The sequence below is a fragment of the Legionella sp. 27cVA30 genome (genome assembly GCF_024160945.1).
Lineage (GTDB): Bacteria > Pseudomonadota > Gammaproteobacteria > Legionellales > Legionellaceae > Legionella_A > Legionella_A septentrionalis.
In genome coordinates, this window is sequence record NZ_JAMYXK010000002.1 from 1,180,855 (window position 1) to 1,201,675 (window position 20,821).

A 20,821-nucleotide genomic window follows, 5' to 3' on the forward strand; every position below is an offset into this window, starting at 1 on the left:
GCACAATCAGGGCTCTTATCATTTGTCAGCTACAAACTTATTCCGATGGTTGTTTAGAGTTGGGGGTGCAAATAACAAGAGTTACCCAGTGATATCAATACGCTCGAAAAGAGCTAATGTTTTTTCGCAATATTTTTCTAATTTTAATTTCACCAACACAATATTTATTTAAAAGCTTTCCTCCAATAAAATAAGTACCTGTAGCCAAATATCGTTTATTTCTTAAATTAAGCAGAACCACCCCTGCAAAAGAAGTGGCTTCCAAAACACAAAATCATTATCAATATAATTATTAATTGCCGAAGGCTTTTTATTATACATAGTGCCGTCGCTTGAAGTATTGGAACAAGTTATTACAATATTTTCTTTTTTGCATATAGACGTGATGAGCGATCCCTTAGCTACTTTCACTGAATAGCCATCGCCGCTGAGAATTTTACAATCAGTATCTTGCAACCAAATTTCATTTGCTGCAAAACAATTAGAGTATCCAGCAAATATAATTATAAAAAATACCTTCATGATAGCTTGCCCTTCTTAGGCATTATCATAGTGCATGTGTAGTTATATCCTCTATTTTTTGATAATTGCTCCTGTCTCTTGGATAAAACATCGTCGTTAAAAATGGATCAATTTTCAGTTGCGGAGTGGATCATTTCACATTGTAGTTAAGGTTGAAATTCGGATATTCGAATGTGGAAGAGTTGCGGCATATTAACTGTTATAATCGCTTTGCAGTTCAAGCGGCATCAATTCCTGCAGGCGTACGTACAAGCTCATGAGTTGTTCGCAAAATACATGCAGCTGCTGGCGATTTTCCCACAATTGGTAATCTGAACCTTTGCGGAATGCTTGTTGACGGGCAAGCAGCGTGAGCAGCTGCTTTTCTTGTTTGGAAAGACCCAGATGTTGGTTAAGCTCAAGTAATTCCTCTAGGTTTTTAAATTGCTTGCCATTGCGGTGATCGTGCATTAAATAAGCTTTCAGAGTTAACTCAAAAGCAATATGGATTAGGGAAATCACAGGCAATAATGCATCCACGCTTAATTGTTCATCAATGGGAATTTCGCCGTTGCTTTTTAGCAAATATTCAGCGCAATAAGCATGTTGAGTAGCAATGTTTAATAATTCCAGCGGGCTTAAAAATTGTTTTTCCATAAAAACTCCATTACTTAAAAATTACAGCAAATGCCGGCCGCCATCTACGTGCAAGGTTTCACCGGTCACAAAAGGATTTTGCGCCAGTGCGAGTAATGCTTGGGCAATATAGAGAGGTTCTCCATGTTTTTTTAGCGGCGTTTGCGCGATGATTTTTTCTTGTATGGCTTTAGACAGTTGATTCTCGCCTTCCGGCCAAGCAATAGCACCCGGTGCTACAGCATTAACGCGTACATTCGGCGCAAACTCACGTGCCAAAACTTTAGTTTGCATGGCAAAAGCGGCCTTGCTTTGGCAATAGATTGCATAGTCTTTTAAAGGTTTTGTCGCATGCAAATCCGTAATGTTGATGATGCAGCCTTTTTGCTCTGCAAGATAAGGGTATGCACTTTTACTAAGCCAAAATGGAGCGTGCACATTGGCCATAAACAAGTTGTGCCAGTCTTGTTCGTCAGGTTTGGTAATATCTGTGCGCAGAAACAAAGATGCATTGTTTACTAATAAATCCAGCCGTTTTGCCCATGCAATGGTTTCTTGCACTAGTTTCTCGCATACACCCGGATGGGTTAAATCGCCACATAATGCAAACGCACTATTTAACCGTGCTTGATTTAACCGTTGTGTTAGTGCACAAGCGTCCTCTTTTGCATGCCGGTAATGAATCACTACTTGATAACCTGCACCATGCAAATATTCAGCAATGGTGGCTCCAATTCGCCGCGCGCTACCCGTGATTAAAGCGACGGGCGCTTGTGTATTTAGCGGATTCAAGGTATGGTTCTCTCCCTCAATTGTGTTAATTAAAACCAATTATTGTTTTTATTTTAGATAACAATTATGAATTTGCTCGAATCTCTTTGCCAACGTCTACGCCAGCAGGGCGAAATACCTTTTGTTGAATTCATGCAATACGCATTATATGCACCAGGGCAAGGTTATTACAGTTCCGGACTGCAAAAATTTGGCGTAGCGGGAGATTTTATAACCGCGCCTGAATTAACGCCGTTATTCGGACAAACACTGGCGAACCAATGCCAGCAAGTGCTGGATACCTTAGATACTCCTGTCTTATTTGAGTTTGGAGCAGGATCCGGGCGTTTATGCGTGGATATTTTAAAGCATTTGCAGCACTTAAACAGTTTGCCTGAAGCTTATTATATTTTGGAGGTAAGCGGTACGCTGCGCCAACGGCAGGAAACATTGATCCATACCGAAATTCCGCATCTGGCTTCCAGGGTGGAGTGGTTGTCGCAATGGCCGCACAAACCGTTTACAGGCGTGATCATTGCCAATGAAGTATTGGACGCCATGCCTGTGCACCGTTTCATGCAAACTGCAGACGGGCTATTGGAAAGTTATATTCGCCTTGATGCAGAAGGCAGGCTTGCTGAGATTTATAAGCCTTGTGAAAATGAGCGTTTGTTGGCGCGTGCCCGTGCTGTTTTGCCGCCTGGCCTGTATCCTTATCAATCGGAGGCGAATTTATTTTTAGACGCTTGGTTTTGCCATTGCTCAGCTATGCTTGCTGCCGGCGCTTTTTTCATTTTGGATTATGGTTTTCCACAGCATGAATATTACCACCGCGAGCGTAGGCAAGGGACTTTAATGTGCCATTACCGGCACCAAGCGCATGCCAACCCATTGGCACATCCGGGCGAGGAAGACATCACGGCGCATGTGGATTTTACCCATGTAGCAGAAGCTGCGTATGCAGCAGGCTTTCACGTGGCAGGCTATACTAATCAGGCATCTTTTTTACTGGCTAACGGTTTGTTAAGCTTGCTTGCTTCTATTCCTGATGAGCGTGCGCGCTTTAAAGCCCAGCAAGCAGCCAAACAATTATTGCAGGAAAGTGAAATGGGGGAATTGTTTAAAGTGATGGCATTAACAAAAAACATGGATATGGATTTGCACGGATTTCAATTGCACGATAAACGAGCGAGTTTGTGATGGGGAAATATTTAACCACCGTGGAATTGCAGAAAGAATCCATGAAATTTTCTGCAGGCCATACTACCATTTTTTCAGCTACCGAGCGCGAACCCTTGCATGGGCATATGTATGGGGTTTATCTGGCACTAACCACTTGGGTTGAAGATAATGGCATGACGTTTGATTACCGTTATTATAAAAAACGCATCCATGAACTCTGCCGCCAACTCAACCAGACTTTTCTGATGCCGCAATTCTCGCCTTTTTTACAGTATGCTGAAGATGATGAATATTATTATTTTACCTTCAATCATAAAAAAATTCCTTTTCTTAAAGAAGACGTCACGCTAATGCCTTTAGCCAATATCACCGTGGAAGAATTATCACGCTGGTTTATTAATGAGTTGATTAAAGATACGGCAGAGTTAGAACGCCACCGTATTGAACGCATAGTGGTCAAAGTATTCTCAGCGCCCGGGCAGTCGGCAAGCCATAGCTGGGAGCGTTAAATTCAGCCTTGAGGCCAAGGTATAGTGCCAGAACCGGATGCTGAATGCATCCGGCCGTAGTTATTCTTAGAGTAAATCCTGGTTTAATTTTGCTGATAGCCTAATTCGCTAGGCAGTGGCGGCTCTTCCTCGTCATTTTTTTTGCGGCCATCAAAAAACTTAGCAGAATAAGAGGGTTTTTCTCTGGTTTGCAGCGAATCCCAGGTTTTATGCTGTGCAAAGACTTCATATTCTTCTTGATTAAACTCAGGAAATTCAGCTTCCTTGGGTTGAAATTGCTTGAGGATGAGCTGTGAGGCAATTGCCAACGCTAACCCCAAGGCCAATACAGCAATTCCTCCCCCCAATGGCAGAAAGGTGAATGAAACAAATACCAGGGGCGGGATGAGTGCATCAATGAAGATTGCACGTATCAATTGCAAGGTTTGATAGCGAACCACGCGGGCTTGATATTCCGTTTCTGCCCGCCTTTCCTTGAGCTCCAGGTAGATGAGTTTTTTACAATCCTCGTCACCCTCCTTAAATTTCTGCATGATGTCTGCAAATTCTTTGTCAGTCGGCGGCTTGCTAAGTTCCCATGCCTTGGCAATGTCGCAGGAACTGGTGATGGCAGCACTGATGACATTAAGGCTGAAACAAAGGGCAGCCCCAACTATGGCAAAAATTAAAGCAGTGGAAGCAGCGATCGCGGTGGGAGGAAACAGGAAAGCAGCAAAGACGATAAACGCAGCCAATAAAGCCACAGAATAAGTCAAACCCGTGGCAAGTTTTATTTTTTCATATTTCCAATTAAATTCGCATGCTTTTTTATCAGCTTTTAATTGGTTAAGTTGTTCTTGAAGAGCGGCATGTTCATTGGTGAATGCTTCATTTTTTAGTTTTTTCTCGATTGCCACTATATCGCGTTGGTAGCGTAATATATTGGCGTTATGCCGCGTGCTTTCTTCGTAAAAGCTCCAGGAAACCAAGGCTGCATCGACTAATAATAAACCTGCAGTGAGCACATTGCCGGCATAACCCGCCATGCCTTTGCCGGTCAGCCAGAAAAAAGTCACTAAATTTACAGTAGCCCAGATTGAATCGTTGAGCAGGGCAAATTTGCGTTGTTCCCACTGCGTTTTAAATAACTCATTAACACTCATTTTTTGTTCTGCGTCACTCATCCAGGGGCCTTTGATGGTGTGTTTCAGCAGCAACCCCAGTTCAATGCCAAAGCGGGTGTAGTATAAAAGCCAGCTCATATAGCCTGTGATGGGCGAAATTTTTGTCAATACTTCTTCAGTCTGCAGCTTGTTGGCAAAATTTGCCGGCAATAAATCAAGCACGGTCCAAAGGAAAGTCCCGCCCCACACCCAATAGAGGCGGCGCTCATTCACGGCACGCATGGCGTCTTTCGTATCTTTGGTGCCGGCATTGCTCAAATCTTCGAGATTTTCCTTAAGCGTTGCTTCCCATTGTGCCTTGGGATTTTTGGTATTGAGTAAATCATTCACTTGCGCGACGATAACAGGGGCGATGTGTGTGAGGCCTAAATATTTTAATAATTTGTCACCATCAGCCGCTTCTTGCAAAATGGTTTCCGGGTTTTTTTTCTCTTTCGCGGCCCGCAGCTTAAAGAGCAAATCCGCACAAAGCTTGATGCGTGCGTAGTGGCTGGCATGATTTTGGCGGCGGTGTTCGGCTTCATCCAAAAAAAACTGCGCGGAGAAAAGATAAAAAGCAAAATTAAGATCCTGTTCTAACGCTTTGCGTTTTGCATCGCTTAGGTAAGGAAAAATAGCAGGGTTTAAACGATTGACCCGGCTTTCGTAAATGTCTATTGAGCCGCGTAGCTCATTTCGTTTGTGGAATACATCTTTCATTGCAAAATCAAGTTTTTCCCCTCTTTCCAATTGCTCGAAAAGACGGCGTACAGCAGCTTGCGCATTTGCATTGAGTGCCCCGTAGGATGTACTTTCTAGTATGCTGCTGGTCGTCATGATATTGCCCGTTAATTGGTTAATGTTAGTTATTCTCAAAAAAGAACAAAGTGTATTTTTTTCTGTCATATATAAAATACATGAATTGCTACCCCAAAGCAATGGGAAAAATATTTGCATATTAATTATAATTTCAACCGATAAACTAATTTTAGTGTAAAATTATTGACTTGATAGGTGGGTTGACTTGTTGCCTAAGGTATGGCACGCAAACATAATTTGTTAATTATTAGGCGCACTTTTGCTGCATTATAGGGAAGGGATTCACTATGTTTTTATGGTTTCGCGTTGATACACATCATCAAAACGTATGATGTCATCTTCCCCGAGGTAATCGCCGCTTTGCACTTCAATAACATAAAGAGGTTCAATATCTGGGTTGCTCAGCCGATGCCGTGTTTTTTTCGGGATGTAAGTCGATTGATTGACCGAAAGATTGAGAATGCGTTCATCATTCACCACTTCTGCCTTGCCGCTCACCACTACCCAATGTTCAGCGCGATGCTGGTGCATTTGTAGGGATAATTTCGCTCCCGGTTTAATCATCAAGCGTTTGACTTTGAATGTTTCCCCCTGCGCCAATATTTCATAATAACCCCAGGGACGAAAAACCCGGACATGTTCATCGGCTAGTTGTTCATGCTCCTTGGCCAGAGCATGGACTAAATCCTTAACTTGTTGGGAATAGCGTTTGTCGGCTACCAGCACTGCATCGGAAGTTGCTACAATGATTTGATCGCGGATGCCCAAAGTAGTCACTAACGTGTCTTCACTGCTGATGAGGCAGTCACGGCTGTCTTGTGCAATCACTTTGCCATAAAGGGTATTGCCGTTAGCATCGGCAGGAGTGGCTTCGGCCACAGCAGACCAGCAGCCCAAATCGCTCCAGGGGATGTCAGTAGGGATGAGCATCGCATTGCTGGTCTTTTCCATAACTGCATAGTCAATGGATTCGCTGCGGCATTGTGAAAAGGCATCCAGGTTTAAGCGCAAGTAATTATGATGCTCAAGCCCTTGTTTGACGGCATTTTTACTGGCGGCATAAATATCGGGGGCGAATTTTTCCAGCTCATTAAGGTATGCGTCAGCACGGCAGGCAAACATCCCGCTGTTCCAGTAATAACGGCCATGGGCTATGAATTCCTCAGCCGTTTTTACATCGGGCTTTTCACGAAAACTTTGTACTTTGTATACTTCATCGCTGAAGGATTTCCCTGCTTCAATATAACCATATCCTGTCTTTGCAGCGTTAGGTTTTATTCCGAAGGTAACCAATGCTTCATTTTCTGCAACCTTAAGACCTTGTTGCATGACGGCGGCCCAGGCAGCGTCATCCGCCAGCCAATGATCGGAAGGCAGGATGAGCATGAGTGCATCAGCACCGGCTTTTCCTGTGATATAATGCGCGGCTGCAGCGATAGCCGGTGCTGTATTGCGGGCGCAGGGTTCGAGCAGATAAGTGGGGCTAAAATCTGCCAATTGTTCCTGACAAAGAAAATAGTGGGCTTCGTTGCTGATAATGATCAGCTCTGTATGCGGCAGTTTCATGACGCGTTGCACGGTTTGTTGCAGCAAAGTAGCATCGCTTTGCAAGCGCAAAAACTGTTTAGGAAAATTTTTTCTTGATAAAGGCCATAGACGCGTACCGGAGCCGCCAGCTAATACTACGGGAAAAATTTTCTGCCTCATGGATTTCCAAAACAATTTTATTGCGCAGCATTTTAACAATACCTAAGCCTTTCCCGCAACCTGGAAGTAACTCTTGGCTTGCTTCATGGCATAGCTCATTCTGTATACAAAAGTGAAAAACATCATGGGTTAAATGCAGCCCCCGGGAGCTTCGGTACTAAGTGGCGCGAAAACTGTTGCAGTCTGATTGAAATAGGGTGTAGATTGTGGCTTGCCGGTGGCGCAAAAGCATGGGCGGGTGATGGGGAGGACTAGCTTTGCCTTCGCCATTGCCAAGTATTCTTAACAGAATTCTTATGTTTTTATGTAGACTTGTTTCACAAATTAACAAGGCGTTGATATAATCCACGAGTTTCTTAACCCCAGGAGCAAATTATGTTTTTTAGAAAATATTGGCCGTTGTTTGCAGCAGGCTTATTGGCTTTAGCAGTAGGCTTGATTGCCGGACTGGCACCTTTTGGACCTCTAGCAACTGCCATTCAGGCTCTTGCTTTTGGATTCGGGGCTTTGGGCGCTGCTGCTGTTCCAGTTGCCGCAGCACTTGTAGCGGTTGCCGCGGCTACAGTTACTCTGGCAGCCAGTTTGCTCTTCATCGGGGCGGTGGCTTTGATTGTTAAAGGCATCCAAATGATTGCCGCTAGAGCCAGTGCCACAAGCACAAGCGAGGATTCCCATCCCAGTAATTCTATTATCTTAGAAGACCGCAGCGTGAAGGCTAATGGCTTGCACAACCAGGCAACCCCGCTCTTAGACATTCAGGCAAATGAAGAAAGCGAGGAAGAGGAAGAAGAGGTTAAACAACCTGTTGTAGAAGAACCATCCAGTCCGGTGAAACCAGTGCCTCTTGTGGTAACACAAACGGAAGAAGTTATTGCCCTAGAAGAATCTAGTAACGTAAATGCGAAACAACCAAGCCCTAAAGTCGTAGTGCAGCAACAGCAAGAACCAAAAGAAGATACACAAACTCTTGTGCAGCAAGTTGAAAAACAGCCAGTCGAGGAAGCGATACAGTTGCAATCAATACTGAGAACAGGTGTGGCTATGTTTCAAGTATCCAAAGAGCAGCAATCACAAGAGCAGCAACCAAAGCATGATATCAGCATGAATATGAACAATTCGCAGTAATAACGGTTTAAACGCGGCTTTGCCGCGTTTTTATTCTCCCCATGGTTTTGCCAAATCATTTTCCAAATCAAATAAATTCAAAACCCGTCCTACCGTGTCATTCACCAAATCTTCAATGCTTTGCGGCTTATGATAAAAAGCAGGCACGGGTGGAAAGATAATGCCGCCCATTTGGGTAATGGTGGCCATGTTTTGTAGGTGCATAAGATGCAAGGGTGCCTCGCGCGGCAGAATGACCAGCCGGCGGCGTTCTTTTAACACCACGTCGGCTGCACGAGTCAATAAATTGCCGGTAATGCCATGCGCGATTTCTCCTAAGGTTTTCATGGAGCAGGGCGCAATGATCATTCCCATGGTTTTATAGGAGCCACTGGCTATTGTGGCAGCAATGTCGCTGCATGGATGATAGACGTCAGCCAAGGCTTTAAGCTCGTTTGCACTCAGTGAGGTTTCATAGGCACGTGTCATTTGGCCGGCCTTGGTGATCACCAGATGCGTTTCAACAGGCATGGAACGCAACACTTCAAGCATGCGGATCCCGTAAATGATTCCTGAAGAACCGCTAATACCGATTATTAAACGTGGTTTGTTCATGATATGTCTCAACTAGATACGGACTGGGCATGGCAAGCATTATAACGTATATGCAGCAATCCCTTCATAGATGCGTTATAATTCCGCATTTTCACTGCGTGGATGAGAGTTATGACAACACGGCGTAAAATGCTGGTAACCAGTGCGCTGCCTTATGCCAATGGGCATTTGCATTTGGGGCATTTGGTTGAGCACATACAAACCGACATTTGGGTACGGACGCACAAGATGCTTGGCCATCAATGCGTGAGCGTGTGCGGTGATGATGCACACGGAACCCCCATTATGCTAAAGGCGGAACAACTTGGCATGACGCCGGAAGCCTTAACTCTGGAAATGAAACAAAGCCATGAACGCGATTTTGCTCAGTTCAGCATTGCATACGATTGTTACCATACTACTCATTCCAGAGAAAACCAGGAGCTGGCAAGCGAGATTTATCACAAGTTGCAAGCGCGCGGCGATATCATAAAAAAAGTCATTCGCCAGGCTTACGATCCGGTTAAAGAAATGTTTTTGCCGGATCGTTATGTGAAAGGCACGTGTCCGAAATGCGGCGCCTCAGATCAATATGGGGATAATTGTGAAGCTTGTGGCGCAACTTATGCACCTATTGATCTTTTAAATCCGCTTTCTGCGATTTCAGGGGCGAAGCCTATCGAGAAAGAATCAGAGCATTATTTTTTTGATTTACCCCGCTATGAAGCGTTGCTTAAAGAATGGACGCACCAGGGGCATTTGCAGGAAGAAGTGGCAAACAAACTGGATGAATGGTTTGCAGCCGGCTTGAAACAATGGGATATTTCGCGCGATGCGCCTTATTTTGGTTTCCCCATTCCCGATGCAAAAGATAAATATTTCTATGTTTGGCTGGATGCGCCCATCGGCTATATGGCCAGTTTTAAAAAATATTGCGATACGCACGGTGTATCTTTTGCAGAGTTTTGGGACAAGGATGCAGGCACTGAACTTTATCATTTCGTCGGTAAAGACATTGTTTATTTCCATGCCTTGTTTTGGCCGGCTTTGTTGGCAGGCAGCGGGCATCGTTTACCGACTGCTGTATTTACCCATGGCTTTTTGACGGTGGATGGGCAAAAAATGTCAAAATCCCGCGGCACTTTCATTGAAGCCCGCACTTATCTTGCCCACCTAAACCCCGAATATTTGCGCTATTATTTTGCTGCCAAATTAAATGGGCGGGTGGATGATTTGGATTTGAATTTTGAAGATTTTACCAATCGGGTTAATGCAGACTTGGTGGGTAAAGTCGTCAACATAGCCAGCCGTTGTGCCGGATTTATCAATAAAAAATTTGCTAATCAATTAGCCGATAGCATAAGCGAACCTGCGCTTTATGCTGAACTCTTGGCAGAGCGGCGCCAGGTTATTCAAGCATTCGTGGATCGTGATTATGCACAAGCCATCCGTTTAATCATGGATTTGGCAGGACGCGTTAACCAATACATCGATGCTGAAAAGCCATGGGTTTTGGCCAAGGAGCCTGAGCGCCTGGCAGATGTGCAAGCAGTCTGTACGATGGGGCTTAATTTATTCCGCATCCTCATTACCTACTTAAAACCCGTGCTGCCGCAGATGGCAGCCTCTGCTGAACAATTTTTAAATTGTGAACCATTAACCTGGGACAGTATTGATGAGCCGTTAACAAACCATAAAATCAATAGTTTTGTGCCGCTCATGGTGCGGGTTGAAAAAGATAAAATTGCAGCAATGCTTGAGGCGGGGAAGGCAAGCTGATGGTTGATGTAAAAGATATCGATGCTTTATTGCCACAAACACAATGCGGCGAATGCAGTTATGCCGGTTGTTTACCTTATGCTGAAGCCCTGGCACGCGGACATGCTTCGATTAACCGGTGCCCGCCGGGTGGCGTGAATACATTGCAGGCTTTGGGGCAATTGTTGCGTGTGGATGCTTCTCCCTATATGGCCGACATGGATGCAAATACCAGACAGCCTTCAGTGGCGAGGATACGTGAGGATGAGTGCATTGGTTGCACGAAATGCATTAACGCGTGCCCTGTGGATGCGATCATAGGCAGCGGCAAGCTGCTGCATGCGGTTTTATCCCATGAATGCACGGGCTGTGGCTTGTGTGTGGAACCCTGTCCTGTGGACTGCATTGACCTATTGCCGTTGCCGGAACCTGCCTATAACCCGGAAATTGCACGTGAGCGCCATCATGCACGGCAAGTTCGCCTGTTGCGTGAAGAGCATGAAAAACAGCAAGCTTACCGCGACAAAAAACGCCTCGCCCGGCAGGCTGCCGATAAGGAACAAGATTTGCAGGCTAAAAAAGAATTCATTCTGCAAGCCTTGGCAAGAAAGGCACAAGCGGGATGATATCAGCATGAATAAAGAAAAAAGACGGGAAATCTTTGAGCGGTTTCGCGCCGAAAATCTGCATCCTACTACCGAGCTTTGCTATAAAACCCCATTTGAATTATTAATTGCCGTTATTTTATCAGCACAAGCTACGGACTCCGGGGTAAATAAAGCGACTGCCAAATTATACGCAGTCGCCAATACGCCGAAAGCTATATTGGCTTTGGGTGAAGAAGGTCTTAAAGAGTATGTCAAATCCATCGGCTTATATAATAGCAAGGCTGCTAACATCATAAAAACATGTGGGTTGCTATTGAGCAAATACGACGGCGAGGTTCCGCAAACGCGTGAAGAATTGGAAGCCTTGCCGGGAGTAGGGCGTAAAACGGCAAATGTCATTTTAAATACGCTATATGGTCAGCCGGTAATTCCTGTGGATACGCATGTATTCCGTGTTTCCAACCGTACTGGCATAGCCAAAGGAAAAACTCCCCTGGCTGTAGAGAAAGCTTTGTTGCGACACGTAGACAAGGAATTTTTAGTAAATGCCCACCATTGGCTGGTGCTGCACGGGCGCTACGTTTGTGTTGCCAAAAAGCCGCATTGCCCTGCATGCATTATCCGCGATCTATGTGAATATAAGTATAAGACTATTGAATAACTGTTTGAGCATAAGCCGCTCTTCGTCGGCTTATGCTCAAGTTTCCCGCTTTTTAGGCCTGGCCCAGCCATACACGGTTTTTTGTTTGGCTTCAGTCAGGGTTAACTCCCCCGGCGGAACATTTTTCCGGATGGTGCTGCCAGCGCCGATTGTCGCATTTTCACCTATGGTGACAGGGGCTATCAATTGGGTATCCGAGCCCACAAAAACGCCATCTTCAATGATGGTATGATGTTTATTTGCGCCATCATAATTACAAGTGATGGTTCCCGCGCCGATGTTGACGTTTTTGCCTATGCTGACATCGCCCAGATAACTTAAATGGCTGGCTTTGCTGTTGGCAGCGAAAACCGCATTTTTGGTTTCAACGAAGTTGCCGATTTTGCACTGGACGCCAAGCTGCGTTCCTGGCCTTAAGCGTGCAAAAGGGCCTATATGGCAACCATCCCCTATGATGCAATCTTCAAGAATACTGTTGGCCAATATCTCGCAATTATCCCCTAAGGTTACATTATTCAAAATGCAATTGGGGGCAATTTTACAGTTATTGCCCAAGGTGACCCGGCCCGCAAATACGGTGTTGACGTCAATAAATACATCCATGCCACAATGCAATTCGCCACGGATATCGATGCGGGCTGCATCAGCCAGCGTTACCCCTTGTAACATTAAATCTTCTGCGAGCCATGACTGATATACGCGCTCCAATTGCTGTAACTGCAAGCGATTGTTCACGCCGCAGATTTCGCGAAAATCAGCAGTTTCCTGTGAAGCAATGTGCACGCCATCGCTTACTGCCATTTGAATAATTTCCGTTAAATAATATTCGCCCTGCGCATTATCATTATTTAATCGCGGCAGCCAGCGTTGTAACAGGGAAGCATTCGTGCAGCAAATGCCACTGTAAATTTCCTGAATATCGCGCTCCACGGGGGTCGCATCTTTTTCTTCAACGATGGTTTGTATGTATCCGCCATTGCGTACGATGCGCCCAAGGCCGGTAGGGTCGGGTACGGTTGCCAGCAATAAGCTTAACGAAGTTTGCTCCCTGACATTGCCTGCCACCAGCGCTTGCAGAGTAGATTGACGGATTAAAGGGACATCGGCTGATAAAATTAAAACTTGGCTTGCAGCCGGGATAAAAGGCAATGCCTGCATTACGGCATGCCCGGTTCCTAATTGCTGTTCCTGTTTCACCCAATGGATGGGTAATGCATTTAATTTTTGTTGGATTTGTTCACCCTCATGCCCAATGATCACATGGATTTTTTCAGGATTAAGGGTAAGCGCGGTTTCAACTACGCGCTGCAACATCGGTTTTCCGCCAATTTCATGCAATACTTTTGGCGTTTTTGAATGCATGCGTTTTCCCTGACCTGCCGCCAAAACAACAATATGAAGGTTCATGTTTAATTCCTTGATGAATTGCAGACTTAACAAATGCTGCTATGATAAAAAAATTGCCGGGAAAGGAGTAGTGTTATGAGTATTTTTCTTCATTTAATGAAACAATTATTGATTGATGAAATTGCAGAAGCCATTGCAGCTTCAAAAGCAAAAGATCAGTCTTTTCTGAACGGTTTTTTTTCGGCCGTTGGTTTGGGCGGGCGCGATCTTAAATTGTCAGCAGCGAAACGTAAGAAATTAGAAGAGCTCCACAATCAAATCACCAATTTTGTGGCGGGCAAAGATGATGAGGAAAGTTATAAAAAATTATCCACGCTGGTAACGGATTGCAAGACAGAACTCATCAGTTTGTGTTCCAAGCATACCCACCCTACCGGCGAGACTGAAAAATCCTTAAGCGATTTATTGGATTTAATGCTGCTTATCCATAAAAAATTAGAAACGGAAGAATTACTCAATATTGCTTATGATAAAGAGAGCCCTTTGAGCATGTTTCTTTTGAGCGGGGCTGCTTACTATACCCAAAACGTGGTCCGCCTGAAAAAGACTAGTTTTTGGGAAAGAATCCTGAATAACCCGGCTATTTCAAATAATCTGGAAATAAGGCAAGAAAAAGAAGAAATTTTAAAGAATGAAATTAATTCTTGTAAGGAACATTTGAAGACTCTGGACAAGGAAAGTGAAAACTATAACGTAATCACCAATAAAATTGTGCAGCAAGCCATTACTAATTTAAAACATGGTAATCAAGATAAATGTGCCCAGAAGCGCAAACATATAGGTTTCTTTGGCGAGTGTATGGATAATGCGCTGGAGCACATTGAACTGATAAAGAAGCAAGAAAACGAGAGGCGCAGAGAAAAACTCCCTCTACAGTCTAAGATCATTGACAAAAATGCCCAGCAGTCAGGGAGCGGGGTGGTGGAAAAAACGGTTGAACAAAATGAAACCATCCCACCGCTGCAACAGCAAGGGGAAGTGGTGCAAGGCTTGACAAATTCATCCATCATAGAAGAAAACAATGAAGAGGAAGTAAAGAGCCAACACCAAGCACGTACATAGCTAGTGGCTTAATTCCCCGCATAGGTTAGCCTCCATTAACCGTTTAATTTGCTTAATATCGGAAGTTTTGCTCAAAAGATATAAAAGCTTGCAATGGGCAGCTTCCGGCGTCATATCATGCCCGCTGATCAATCCGGCTTCCTTTAAAGTAAAACCGGTCGCATATTGATTCATTTCAACATGCCCGTGTTGGCATTGCGTGCAATTTACAATGACGACGCCGCGATCGCAGGCTTCTTTTAACAAGTGCAGAAAGCGCGGATCATTGTTTTGTGCGTTGCCAGCCCCATAGGTTTCCAGAATTAAACCACGCAAAGGTTGTTGCAAAATATAAGCTAATACTTCGGTGGCAAAACCCGGGAATAAGCGGAAATTGGCTATAAAATGCGGTTCTATGGTTTGTAGACGGAATGGATTATTGTGTACTGGTAGCAACAAGTCTTCGTGAAGTTTGATATCAATTCCTATCGAAGCAAGCGGCGGGAAATTTGGGGAGTCAAACGCAGCGAAACGCTGGGCACTGACTTTTTGCGAGCGGTTTCCCCGTAACAAGCTTTGATTAAAATAAATGCAAACTTCTTTAAGCGATTGATGCGCGCACAACCACAAGGAAGTAATGACGTTATCGATGGCATCATTGCGGATTTCTGACAAAGGTATTTGTGATCCGGTCAAAATAACGGGTTTATGCAAGTTTTCCAGCATAAAAGACAAGGCGGAGGCGGTATACGCCATGGTGTCGGTACCGTGGAAAATAACAAAGCCGTCGAAATTGGCATACTCTTGTGCAATGTCTTTGGCGATACGGTTCCATTCACGTACGGTCATGTTCGAAGAGTCAAGCAGCGGCGTGTATTCTTTAATGACGTATTGCGGCATGTCTTTATGCAGGAAAGCGGGGATTCGTTCCAAGGCTTTTTTTACATAACCTTGCATCGGCGCATACCCATGGCCGGTTTTAATGCTGCTGATGGTTCCACCTGTATTGATAATTAAAATCTTTTTTTTCATGTTTGCTTTGCCTAAAAATGATCATGCAGAATGCTGGCGTGTTCCTCTGCGTAGGCTTGCATCTTAGCAAAGAAATGGCAAAACAAACTAAACTATTTATTAGAAGAGGTGGCGCTATAGGTTTATTTGCCAAAGTCTTGCATTTTATGAAAAAATCAGCGTATTAATGGTTAATGTAAGCAGTAAACATGATAGTTGATCGTGCCGGCTACCGGTTAAATGTTGGAATTATTCTAGTCAATGAATCCGGCCGCGTGTTTTGGGGAAGACGACATGGTCACGATGCCTGGCAATTTCCTCAGGGTGGATTGGCCAGCGGTGAAACCGCATTGGAAGCCATGTTTCGTGAGTTGCGCGAAGAAATAGGCTTGGAACGTGAAGATATTGAAGTCTTGGGTTCTACCAAGCGCTGGCTTAAATATCGCCTTCCCAAACAATATTTGCGCCACGGCAGCGAACCTTTGGTTATTGGCCAGAAGCAGAAATGGTATTTGTTACGATTAGTAGCCAGCGAACAAAAAGTCCGTTTGGATTTAAGTGATTCCCCAGAGTTTGATAGCTGGCGCTGGATCGATTACTACGAGCCTCAGGAACAAGTTATTTTTTTTAAAAAACAAGTCTATATGCAGGCTTTAAAAGAACTCGAATATTTCTTGAAAAGACGGCGTAATCCTTATGGGCTACGCCGCAAACGAGGCAATCATGGTCGTTAAATGTTAAAGATATTAAAACGCATAGTACAAGACGTAACCACAGCCAGTCGTTTATCGGATGCACTCGGTATTTTGGTGCAGCGAGTAAAAAAAGCCATCGTCGCAGAAGCTGTCTCTGTTTTCCTCATTGATAATAAATACGCGGAATATGTATTGATTGCTACTGATGGCTTAAATAAAAAAGCCGAGCAAAGGGTGCGCGTCACGCTTGACCGGGGATTAATTGGCCTGGTAGGACGCCGTGAAGAACCCATCAATATTGACAATGCGCCGGCGCATCCTGAATTTTATCAAAATCCCCTGTTGGGAGAAGAAAATTACCAGGCATTCCTAGGTGTTCCCATCATTCAACACCGCAAATTGTATGGAGTTTTGGTGGCACAAAGAGCGGAGCTGCGTTTTTTTGATGACACGGAAGAAGCATTTCTCATCACACTGGCGGCGCAATTGGGTGGAGTCATTGCCAATGCAGAAGCCAGTGGTGAACTCATGCAATTAACACAACCACACCCGGTAGGGCTGGCGCGCCCTGAAGTCACGCAGATTGCTTTAACTGGTATTGGCAGTGTGCCAGGCGTTGGCATCGGTACCGCTTTGGTCGTCTATCCTCCTGCCGATATCGATGCGGTTCCGCGACTTATCGTGGATGATCCAGCTGAGGAAATCGCTGTATTTTATCAGGCACTGCAGGCCGCGCGCGACAATATGCATCGCTTAAGCCGGCGCATGAAAACAAGCGTTGCCGAAAATGAGCATGCTTTATTCGACGTGTATTTGCGCATGCTCGATGATGATAACTTAGGCGCTGAGGTAGTTGAAGTCATCAAAGCGGAAAAGCTCAGCGCACAAGCCGCCCTGGCTGCCGTGATAAAAAAACACGTATTGCAGTTTGAAAGCGTGAAAGATGAATATTTGCGTGAACGGGCAAGTGATTTTCACGATCTCGGCCGCCGTGTGCTGGCTGAGCTGCAATCGTCGCAACAGGAGGAAATCGTCTATCCGCGCCGCACTATTTTGGTAGGTGAAGAAATCACGGCAGCGGCTTTGGCAGAAGTGCCTGAAGGACAATTGGCCGGGGTAGTAGCCGCCAAAGGTTCGAACAATTCGCATGTCGCCATTTTGGCGCGTGCCATGGGTGTGCCGACGGTAATGGGGGTGCGTGGCCTTCATGTCGAGCAATTATCGCGCCGTGCTGTCATTGTGGATGGTTACTACGGTCATGTGTTTATCTCCCCGGCAAAACCCTTGCTTGCCGAATATAAAAAACTGGCGCAAGAAGAAGATGAATTAAATCAAAGTTTAGTCAGCTTACGGGACAAGCCTGCAGAAACTACGGATAATTACCGCGTATCCCTGCAGGTCAATACCGGACTTGCCATGGACGCTGGTTTATCTATGAGCGTTGGCGCAGAAGGCGTTGGACTTTATCGTTCAGAAGTACCTTTCATGAGCCGCGATTGTTTTCCTTCGGAAGATGAACAATACATCATTTACCGCCAAATTCTCAAAGCATTTGCCCCGCATCCGGTTACCATGCGCACCTTGGACATAGGTGGCGATAAGGTGCTTTCTTATTTCCCGGTTGAAGAAGACAATCCTTACCTTGGTTGGCGCGGTATCCGCGTCACCCTGGATCATCCGGATGTTTTTTTATTACAGGTAAGGGCGATGATGCGTGCCAACGAACATTTAAATAATTTACGCATCATGCTGCCTATGGTTACTGCTTTAAACGAAGTGGATGAGGCCGTCTTACTGATCGAGCAAGCTTACAGTGAATTGCTGGAAGAAGGGTGCGCCATTGAAAAACCGCAAATAGGGGTGATGATTGAAGTTCCGGCTGCAGTTTACCAAGCGCGCGAATTGGCAAGGCGGGTAAATTTCCTCTCCGTCGGCACCAATGACTTAACCCAATATCTTTTAGCAGTCGATCGCAACAATGCCCGTGTTGCAGCACTTTACGATCCCTTGCACCCGGCCTTGCTGCGTACCCTGCTCAAAGTGGTTGAAGGCGGGCATGCCGCAGGTGTAGAAGTGAGTATTTGCGGTGAAATGGCAAGTGATCCCCTGGCGGTCATTTTGCTATTGGCTATGGGTTTTGATACGTTGAGCATGAATTCGTTCAGCTTGCCGCGCATAAAGTGGGTTATCCGCAGTTTTTCGATAACCCATGCCCGCAAAATTCTTGCCGATGTTTTGGAATTTGAGCATTCCGATGAAATCCGTTTGTATTTGCAAAAAGCGCTTACCGATGAAGGATTAGGTGGTTTAATCCGTCCCGGTAAATCATAATGGTTTTTTTGTCTTTAAAATGCATGCTTTAAAACGTAAGATTATAATTTTAATAAGGATTTTATAACCATGCGCATACTGGTTTTTCCTCATATTGATCCGGTGGCCTTCTCGTTAGGCCCTCTGCGAGTCCATTGGTACGGCTTGATGTATTTACTGGGTTTTATCAGCGCTTGGTTGCTGGCACATTGGCGGGTGAAGCGTTACCAGCTTAACTGGACATCCGAGCAAATCGGGGATTTAATTTTCTTCGCTGCGTTAGGTGTTATCCTGGGCGGGCGTTTGGGATATATGCTATTTTATAACACAGCACAATTCCTGCAGCAGCCATGGGTTTTATTTAAAATCTGGGAAGGCGGCATGTCTTTTCATGGTGGCTTATTAGGCGTTGCGCTCGCTTTATATCTCTTTTCCTATAAAGTGAAAAAACCTTTTTTGGCCGTGACGGATTTTATTGCACCCTTGGTGCCTTTAGGCTTGGCATTTGGGCGGCTGGGCAATTTTATCAATGGTGAATTATGGGGCAAACCTACTTCTACATCCTGGGGGATGATATTTCCGCATGTGGATGGGCAAACCCGCCATCCTTCACAACTTTATGAATTAGGGCTTGAGGGTATTGTCTTATTTATTTTAGTATGGTGGTATGCAGCCAAACCGCGTCCAGCCGGTTGTGTTTCTGCTATTTTTTTAATTGGATATTCCTTGTCACGCTTAATCGTAGAATTTTTCCGCGAGCCCGACATGCAACTTGGGTATGTGGCATTTAATTGGCTTACCATGGGACAATTGCTGTCTATCCCGATGCTTCTCATCGGCCTGGTACTTTGGTGGGTAAAACGCAATGAAAACATACCTTCAACTCATTGAGCATATCTTAAAACATGGTATAGAAAAAACTGACCGCACGGGTACCGGCACGCTGTCGGTATTTGCCTACCAGATGCGCTTTGATTTATCCCGGGGCTTTCCGCTGGTAACGACCAAGAAATTGCACACGCGCAGCATTGTTCATGAATTGTTATGGTTTTTGCGCGGTGATACCAATATTGCTTATCTTAAAGAGCATGGCGTGACTATTTGGGATGAGTGGGCGGATAAGAATGGCGATTTAGGGCCAGTATATGGGAAGCAGTGGCGCAGTTGGGCTACCGCAGATGGGCAGAGCATCGACCAATTAGCGGAAATATTAAACCAGATTAAAGCTAGCCCCGATTCCAGGCGTTTGTTGGTAAGTGCTTGGAATGTGGGTGAATTGGATAAAATGGCTTTGGCGCCTTGCCATGCCCTGTTTCAATTTTACGTGGCAAATAATCGCTTGTCTTGCCAGTTATATCAGCGTTCGGCAGATGTGTTTTTAGGCGTACCATTTAATATCGCTTCTTATTCCTTGTTAACCTGCATGATTGCGCAACAGTGTAATTTACAACCCGGCGAATTTATTTGGACTGGGGGCGATTGTCATTTATATTTAAATCATCTGGAACAAGCGCGCACCCAGCTTGAGCGCAAGCCATTTCCCTTGCCGCAATTGCATATCAAGCGCAAACCCGCCTCATTATTTGATTACGTATCTGAAGATTTTGAATTTGTTAATTATCAATGTCATCCGGCTATTAAAGCACCTATAGCAGTCTAATGCATACCCATGCAGGCACAAATGGATGCCTGCATTATTAACGGAAAGGATAGACATGAATATTGTGGCTCAAGAATCAATTTTTATACACAAAGCTTTTTGATTTTTAGCAAGGAGCCAATTCCGTAAGATTGCCGGCAAGGATGGTGGTGTTAATGTGCAATTTACATCAGGTAGCGCTGTATCATTCTAACAATTGCTCAATGCCTTGGGTGCCGCGCATTTGCGCCATCGATGAAGCTGAACCACAGCACCTCATTAGGAATTTAAAATGAAAAAAGCAGTTTTTTTAGTCACGTTATTGTTAACTTCTGCCGTATTTGCGTATACAGATTATAAACTTGGTGGGCAATATGATTGTGAAGGAAACGAAATCGGCACCGGCAATGTATTTAAGTGTACGCTAACCATTAAAAAGACAGGCGAAACTTATGCTTCAATGGCGATATGTGATAATGGTAATGCTTATACCGGAACTGGTATTTACGATGCCAATACGCATTTTTTGTCTTCAGGTTTTATTAATCCTAAAAAATTGGATGAAACAGGGATTGCCATGAGCCACGTGAAACGTGATGGCAGCATGGAAAGCACCTGGACTTATATTAATAAAACGACTATAGCGCGCACACGCTGTATTCCGCATGAGAAAGCTAAATAAGGTTGAGTAAGCGCAGCAAGTGCGATGGAACTGCAAAGACTTAA

Annotated in this window: 20 protein-coding genes; 12 read left to right on the top strand and 8 right to left on the bottom strand. The window is 44.8% G+C overall.

All coding sequences use genetic code 11. The features are described from left to right. Positions 1 to 222: 222 nt before the first annotated feature. From NKV53_RS10955 to NKV53_RS10965, 3 genes are all read right to left on the bottom strand, one after another. Positions 223 to 522, bottom strand: a complete 300-nt coding sequence (locus NKV53_RS10955; RefSeq protein ID WP_126953261.1) for a hypothetical protein — start codon at positions 520 to 522, stop codon at positions 223 to 225. A 192-nt stretch (positions 523 to 714) separates the two neighbouring features. Next, positions 715 to 1,158, bottom strand: a complete 444-nt coding sequence (locus NKV53_RS10960) for a hypothetical protein (RefSeq protein WP_126953262.1) — start codon at positions 1,156 to 1,158, stop codon at positions 715 to 717. A 21-nt stretch (positions 1,159 to 1,179) separates the two neighbouring features. Continuing rightward, positions 1,180 to 1,929, bottom strand: coding sequence for a pteridine reductase (locus NKV53_RS10965; RefSeq protein ID WP_127057093.1), 750 nt, complete (start codon positions 1,927 to 1,929; stop codon positions 1,180 to 1,182). 66 nt (positions 1,930 to 1,995) lie between these two features. Here NKV53_RS10965 and NKV53_RS10970 point away from each other — a divergent pair, with 66 nt between their 5' ends. Both NKV53_RS10970 and NKV53_RS10975 read left to right on the top strand, forming a co-directional pair. Next, on the top strand, positions 1,996 to 3,108 hold the full coding sequence (locus tag NKV53_RS10970) for a class I SAM-dependent methyltransferase (RefSeq protein ID WP_127057094.1): 1,113 nt from the start codon (positions 1,996 to 1,998) through the stop codon (positions 3,106 to 3,108). Further along, entirely contained in the window at positions 3,108 to 3,599 is a 492-nt protein-coding gene (locus tag NKV53_RS10975; RefSeq protein ID WP_126953265.1) for a 6-carboxytetrahydropterin synthase, read from the top strand. The genes NKV53_RS10970 and NKV53_RS10975 overlap by 1 nt, the downstream gene beginning before the upstream one ends. A gap of 83 nt (positions 3,600 to 3,682) precedes the next feature. On the opposite strand, the gene NKV53_RS10980 is transcribed toward NKV53_RS10975, so the two are convergent. Then, positions 3,683 to 5,578, bottom strand: coding sequence for a hypothetical protein (locus NKV53_RS10980; protein WP_127057095.1), 1,896 nt, complete (start codon positions 5,576 to 5,578; stop codon positions 3,683 to 3,685). A 267-nt stretch (positions 5,579 to 5,845) separates the two neighbouring features. After that, complete coding sequence (locus NKV53_RS10985) at positions 5,846 to 7,267, bottom strand: mannose-1-phosphate guanylyltransferase/mannose-6-phosphate isomerase (RefSeq protein ID WP_127032312.1); 1,422 nt, start codon at positions 7,265 to 7,267, stop codon at positions 5,846 to 5,848. Between the two features lie 375 nt (positions 7,268 to 7,642). On the opposite strand from NKV53_RS10985, the gene NKV53_RS10990 reads away from it, so the two are divergent. Then, positions 7,643 to 8,392 (top strand): hypothetical protein, encoded by a 750-nt coding sequence (locus tag NKV53_RS10990; RefSeq protein ID WP_127032313.1) that lies wholly within the window; start codon positions 7,643 to 7,645, stop codon positions 8,390 to 8,392. A gap of 30 nt (positions 8,393 to 8,422) precedes the next feature. Here NKV53_RS10990 and NKV53_RS10995 read toward each other — a convergent pair whose 3' ends face one another. Continuing rightward, the gene (locus NKV53_RS10995) at positions 8,423 to 8,989 is read right to left on the bottom strand and encodes a UbiX family flavin prenyltransferase (protein WP_126953339.1); all 567 of its coding nucleotides are present in this window, start codon (positions 8,987 to 8,989) and stop codon (positions 8,423 to 8,425) included. 108 nt (positions 8,990 to 9,097) lie between these two features. On the opposite strand from NKV53_RS10995, the gene metG reads away from it, so the two are divergent. Genes metG through nth form a run of 3 tightly spaced genes read left to right on the top strand, consistent with a single transcriptional unit; the run spans position 9,098 to position 11,992 of the window. Further along, positions 9,098 to 10,744, top strand: a complete 1,647-nt coding sequence (gene metG, locus NKV53_RS11000) for a methionine--tRNA ligase (protein WP_127032314.1) — start codon at positions 9,098 to 9,100, stop codon at positions 10,742 to 10,744. Further along, positions 10,744 to 11,349, top strand: coding sequence for an RnfABCDGE type electron transport complex subunit B (locus NKV53_RS11005; RefSeq protein ID WP_126953270.1), 606 nt, complete (start codon positions 10,744 to 10,746; stop codon positions 11,347 to 11,349). The genes metG and NKV53_RS11005 overlap by 1 nt, the downstream gene beginning before the upstream one ends. 7 nt (positions 11,350 to 11,356) lie before the next feature. After that, positions 11,357 to 11,992, top strand: a complete 636-nt coding sequence (gene nth, locus NKV53_RS11010; protein WP_127111182.1) for an endonuclease III — start codon at positions 11,357 to 11,359, stop codon at positions 11,990 to 11,992. A 36-nt stretch (positions 11,993 to 12,028) separates the two neighbouring features. On the opposite strand, the gene glmU is transcribed toward nth, so the two are convergent. After that, positions 12,029 to 13,399, bottom strand: a complete 1,371-nt coding sequence (gene glmU / locus NKV53_RS11015) for a bifunctional UDP-N-acetylglucosamine diphosphorylase/glucosamine-1-phosphate N-acetyltransferase GlmU (protein ID WP_126953272.1) — start codon at positions 13,397 to 13,399, stop codon at positions 12,029 to 12,031. A 75-nt stretch (positions 13,400 to 13,474) separates the two neighbouring features. On the opposite strand from glmU, the gene NKV53_RS11020 reads away from it, so the two are divergent. Then, a complete protein-coding gene (locus NKV53_RS11020; protein WP_127032316.1) occupies positions 13,475 to 14,461 on the top strand; it encodes a hypothetical protein in 987 nt (328 codons plus the stop codon). Here the strand turns inward: NKV53_RS11020 and ansA are convergent, their stop codons facing one another. Next, a complete protein-coding gene (gene ansA, locus NKV53_RS11025; RefSeq protein ID WP_126953274.1) occupies positions 14,462 to 15,472 on the bottom strand; it encodes an asparaginase in 1,011 nt (336 codons plus the stop codon). Between the two features lie 191 nt (positions 15,473 to 15,663). Here ansA and NKV53_RS11030 point away from each other — a divergent pair, with 191 nt between their 5' ends. The 5 genes from NKV53_RS11030 to NKV53_RS11050 all read left to right on the top strand — a co-directional run bounded on the left by NKV53_RS11030 (position 15,664) and on the right by NKV53_RS11050 (position 20,777). Then, positions 15,664 to 16,185 carry an RNA pyrophosphohydrolase gene (locus NKV53_RS11030; RefSeq protein WP_199737604.1) on the top strand — a complete coding sequence of 174 codons (522 nt, stop codon included), beginning with the start codon at positions 15,664 to 15,666 and terminating at the stop codon, positions 16,183 to 16,185. After that, positions 16,186 to 18,477 (top strand): phosphoenolpyruvate--protein phosphotransferase, encoded by a 2,292-nt coding sequence (gene ptsP / locus NKV53_RS11035; protein WP_126953276.1) that lies wholly within the window; start codon positions 16,186 to 16,188, stop codon positions 18,475 to 18,477. It abuts the gene before it with no gap. Positions 18,478 to 18,552: 75 nt separating this feature from the next. Then, positions 18,553 to 19,347: a prolipoprotein diacylglyceryl transferase gene (lgt, locus tag NKV53_RS11040; protein ID WP_126953340.1), complete on the top strand. Its 795-nt coding sequence runs from the start codon at positions 18,553 to 18,555 to the stop codon at positions 19,345 to 19,347. Further along, positions 19,322 to 20,116 carry a thymidylate synthase gene (gene thyA, locus NKV53_RS11045; protein ID WP_127057100.1) on the top strand — a complete coding sequence of 265 codons (795 nt, stop codon included), beginning with the start codon at positions 19,322 to 19,324 and terminating at the stop codon, positions 20,114 to 20,116. The genes lgt and thyA overlap by 26 nt, the downstream gene beginning before the upstream one ends. 271 nt (positions 20,117 to 20,387) lie before the next feature. Next, complete coding sequence (locus NKV53_RS11050) at positions 20,388 to 20,777, top strand: hypothetical protein (protein WP_127032318.1); 390 nt, start codon at positions 20,388 to 20,390, stop codon at positions 20,775 to 20,777. Positions 20,778 to 20,821: the final 44 nt, after the last annotated feature.

What these genes read in the sequence shown, in the direction of transcription:
- NKV53_RS10955 (WP_126953261.1), bottom strand. Translation starts at nt 522, where the DNA reads ATGAAGGTATTTTTTATAATTATATTTGCTGGATACTCTAATTGTTTT.
- NKV53_RS10960 (WP_126953262.1), bottom strand. Translation starts at nt 1,158, where the DNA reads ATGGAAAAACAATTTTTAAGCCCGCTGGAATTATTAAACATTGCTACT.
- NKV53_RS10970 (WP_127057094.1), top strand. Translation starts at nt 1,996, where the DNA reads ATGAATTTGCTCGAATCTCTTTGCCAACGTCTACGCCAGCAGGGCGAA.
- NKV53_RS10975 (WP_126953265.1), top strand. Translation starts at nt 3,108, where the DNA reads ATGGGGAAATATTTAACCACCGTGGAATTGCAGAAAGAATCCATGAAA.
- NKV53_RS10980 (WP_127057095.1), bottom strand. Translation starts at nt 5,578, where the DNA reads ATGACGACCAGCAGCATACTAGAAAGTACATCCTACGGGGCACTCAAT.
- NKV53_RS10985 (WP_127032312.1), bottom strand. Translation starts at nt 7,267, where the DNA reads ATGAGGCAGAAAATTTTTCCCGTAGTATTAGCTGGCGGCTCCGGTACG.
- NKV53_RS10990 (WP_127032313.1), top strand. Translation starts at nt 7,643, where the DNA reads ATGTTTTTTAGAAAATATTGGCCGTTGTTTGCAGCAGGCTTATTGGCT.
- metG (WP_127032314.1), top strand. Translation starts at nt 9,098, where the DNA reads ATGACAACACGGCGTAAAATGCTGGTAACCAGTGCGCTGCCTTATGCC.
- NKV53_RS11005 (WP_126953270.1), top strand. Translation starts at nt 10,744, where the DNA reads ATGGTTGATGTAAAAGATATCGATGCTTTATTGCCACAAACACAATGC.
- nth (WP_127111182.1), top strand. Translation starts at nt 11,357, where the DNA reads ATGAATAAAGAAAAAAGACGGGAAATCTTTGAGCGGTTTCGCGCCGAA.
- glmU (WP_126953272.1), bottom strand. Translation starts at nt 13,399, where the DNA reads ATGAACCTTCATATTGTTGTTTTGGCGGCAGGTCAGGGAAAACGCATG.
- NKV53_RS11020 (WP_127032316.1), top strand. Translation starts at nt 13,475, where the DNA reads ATGAGTATTTTTCTTCATTTAATGAAACAATTATTGATTGATGAAATT.
- ansA (WP_126953274.1), bottom strand. Translation starts at nt 15,472, where the DNA reads ATGAAAAAAAAGATTTTAATTATCAATACAGGTGGAACCATCAGCAGC.
- ptsP (WP_126953276.1), top strand. Translation starts at nt 16,186, where the DNA reads ATGTTAAAGATATTAAAACGCATAGTACAAGACGTAACCACAGCCAGT.
- thyA (WP_127057100.1), top strand. Translation starts at nt 19,322, where the DNA reads ATGAAAACATACCTTCAACTCATTGAGCATATCTTAAAACATGGTATA.
- NKV53_RS11050 (WP_127032318.1), top strand. Translation starts at nt 20,388, where the DNA reads ATGAAAAAAGCAGTTTTTTTAGTCACGTTATTGTTAACTTCTGCCGTA.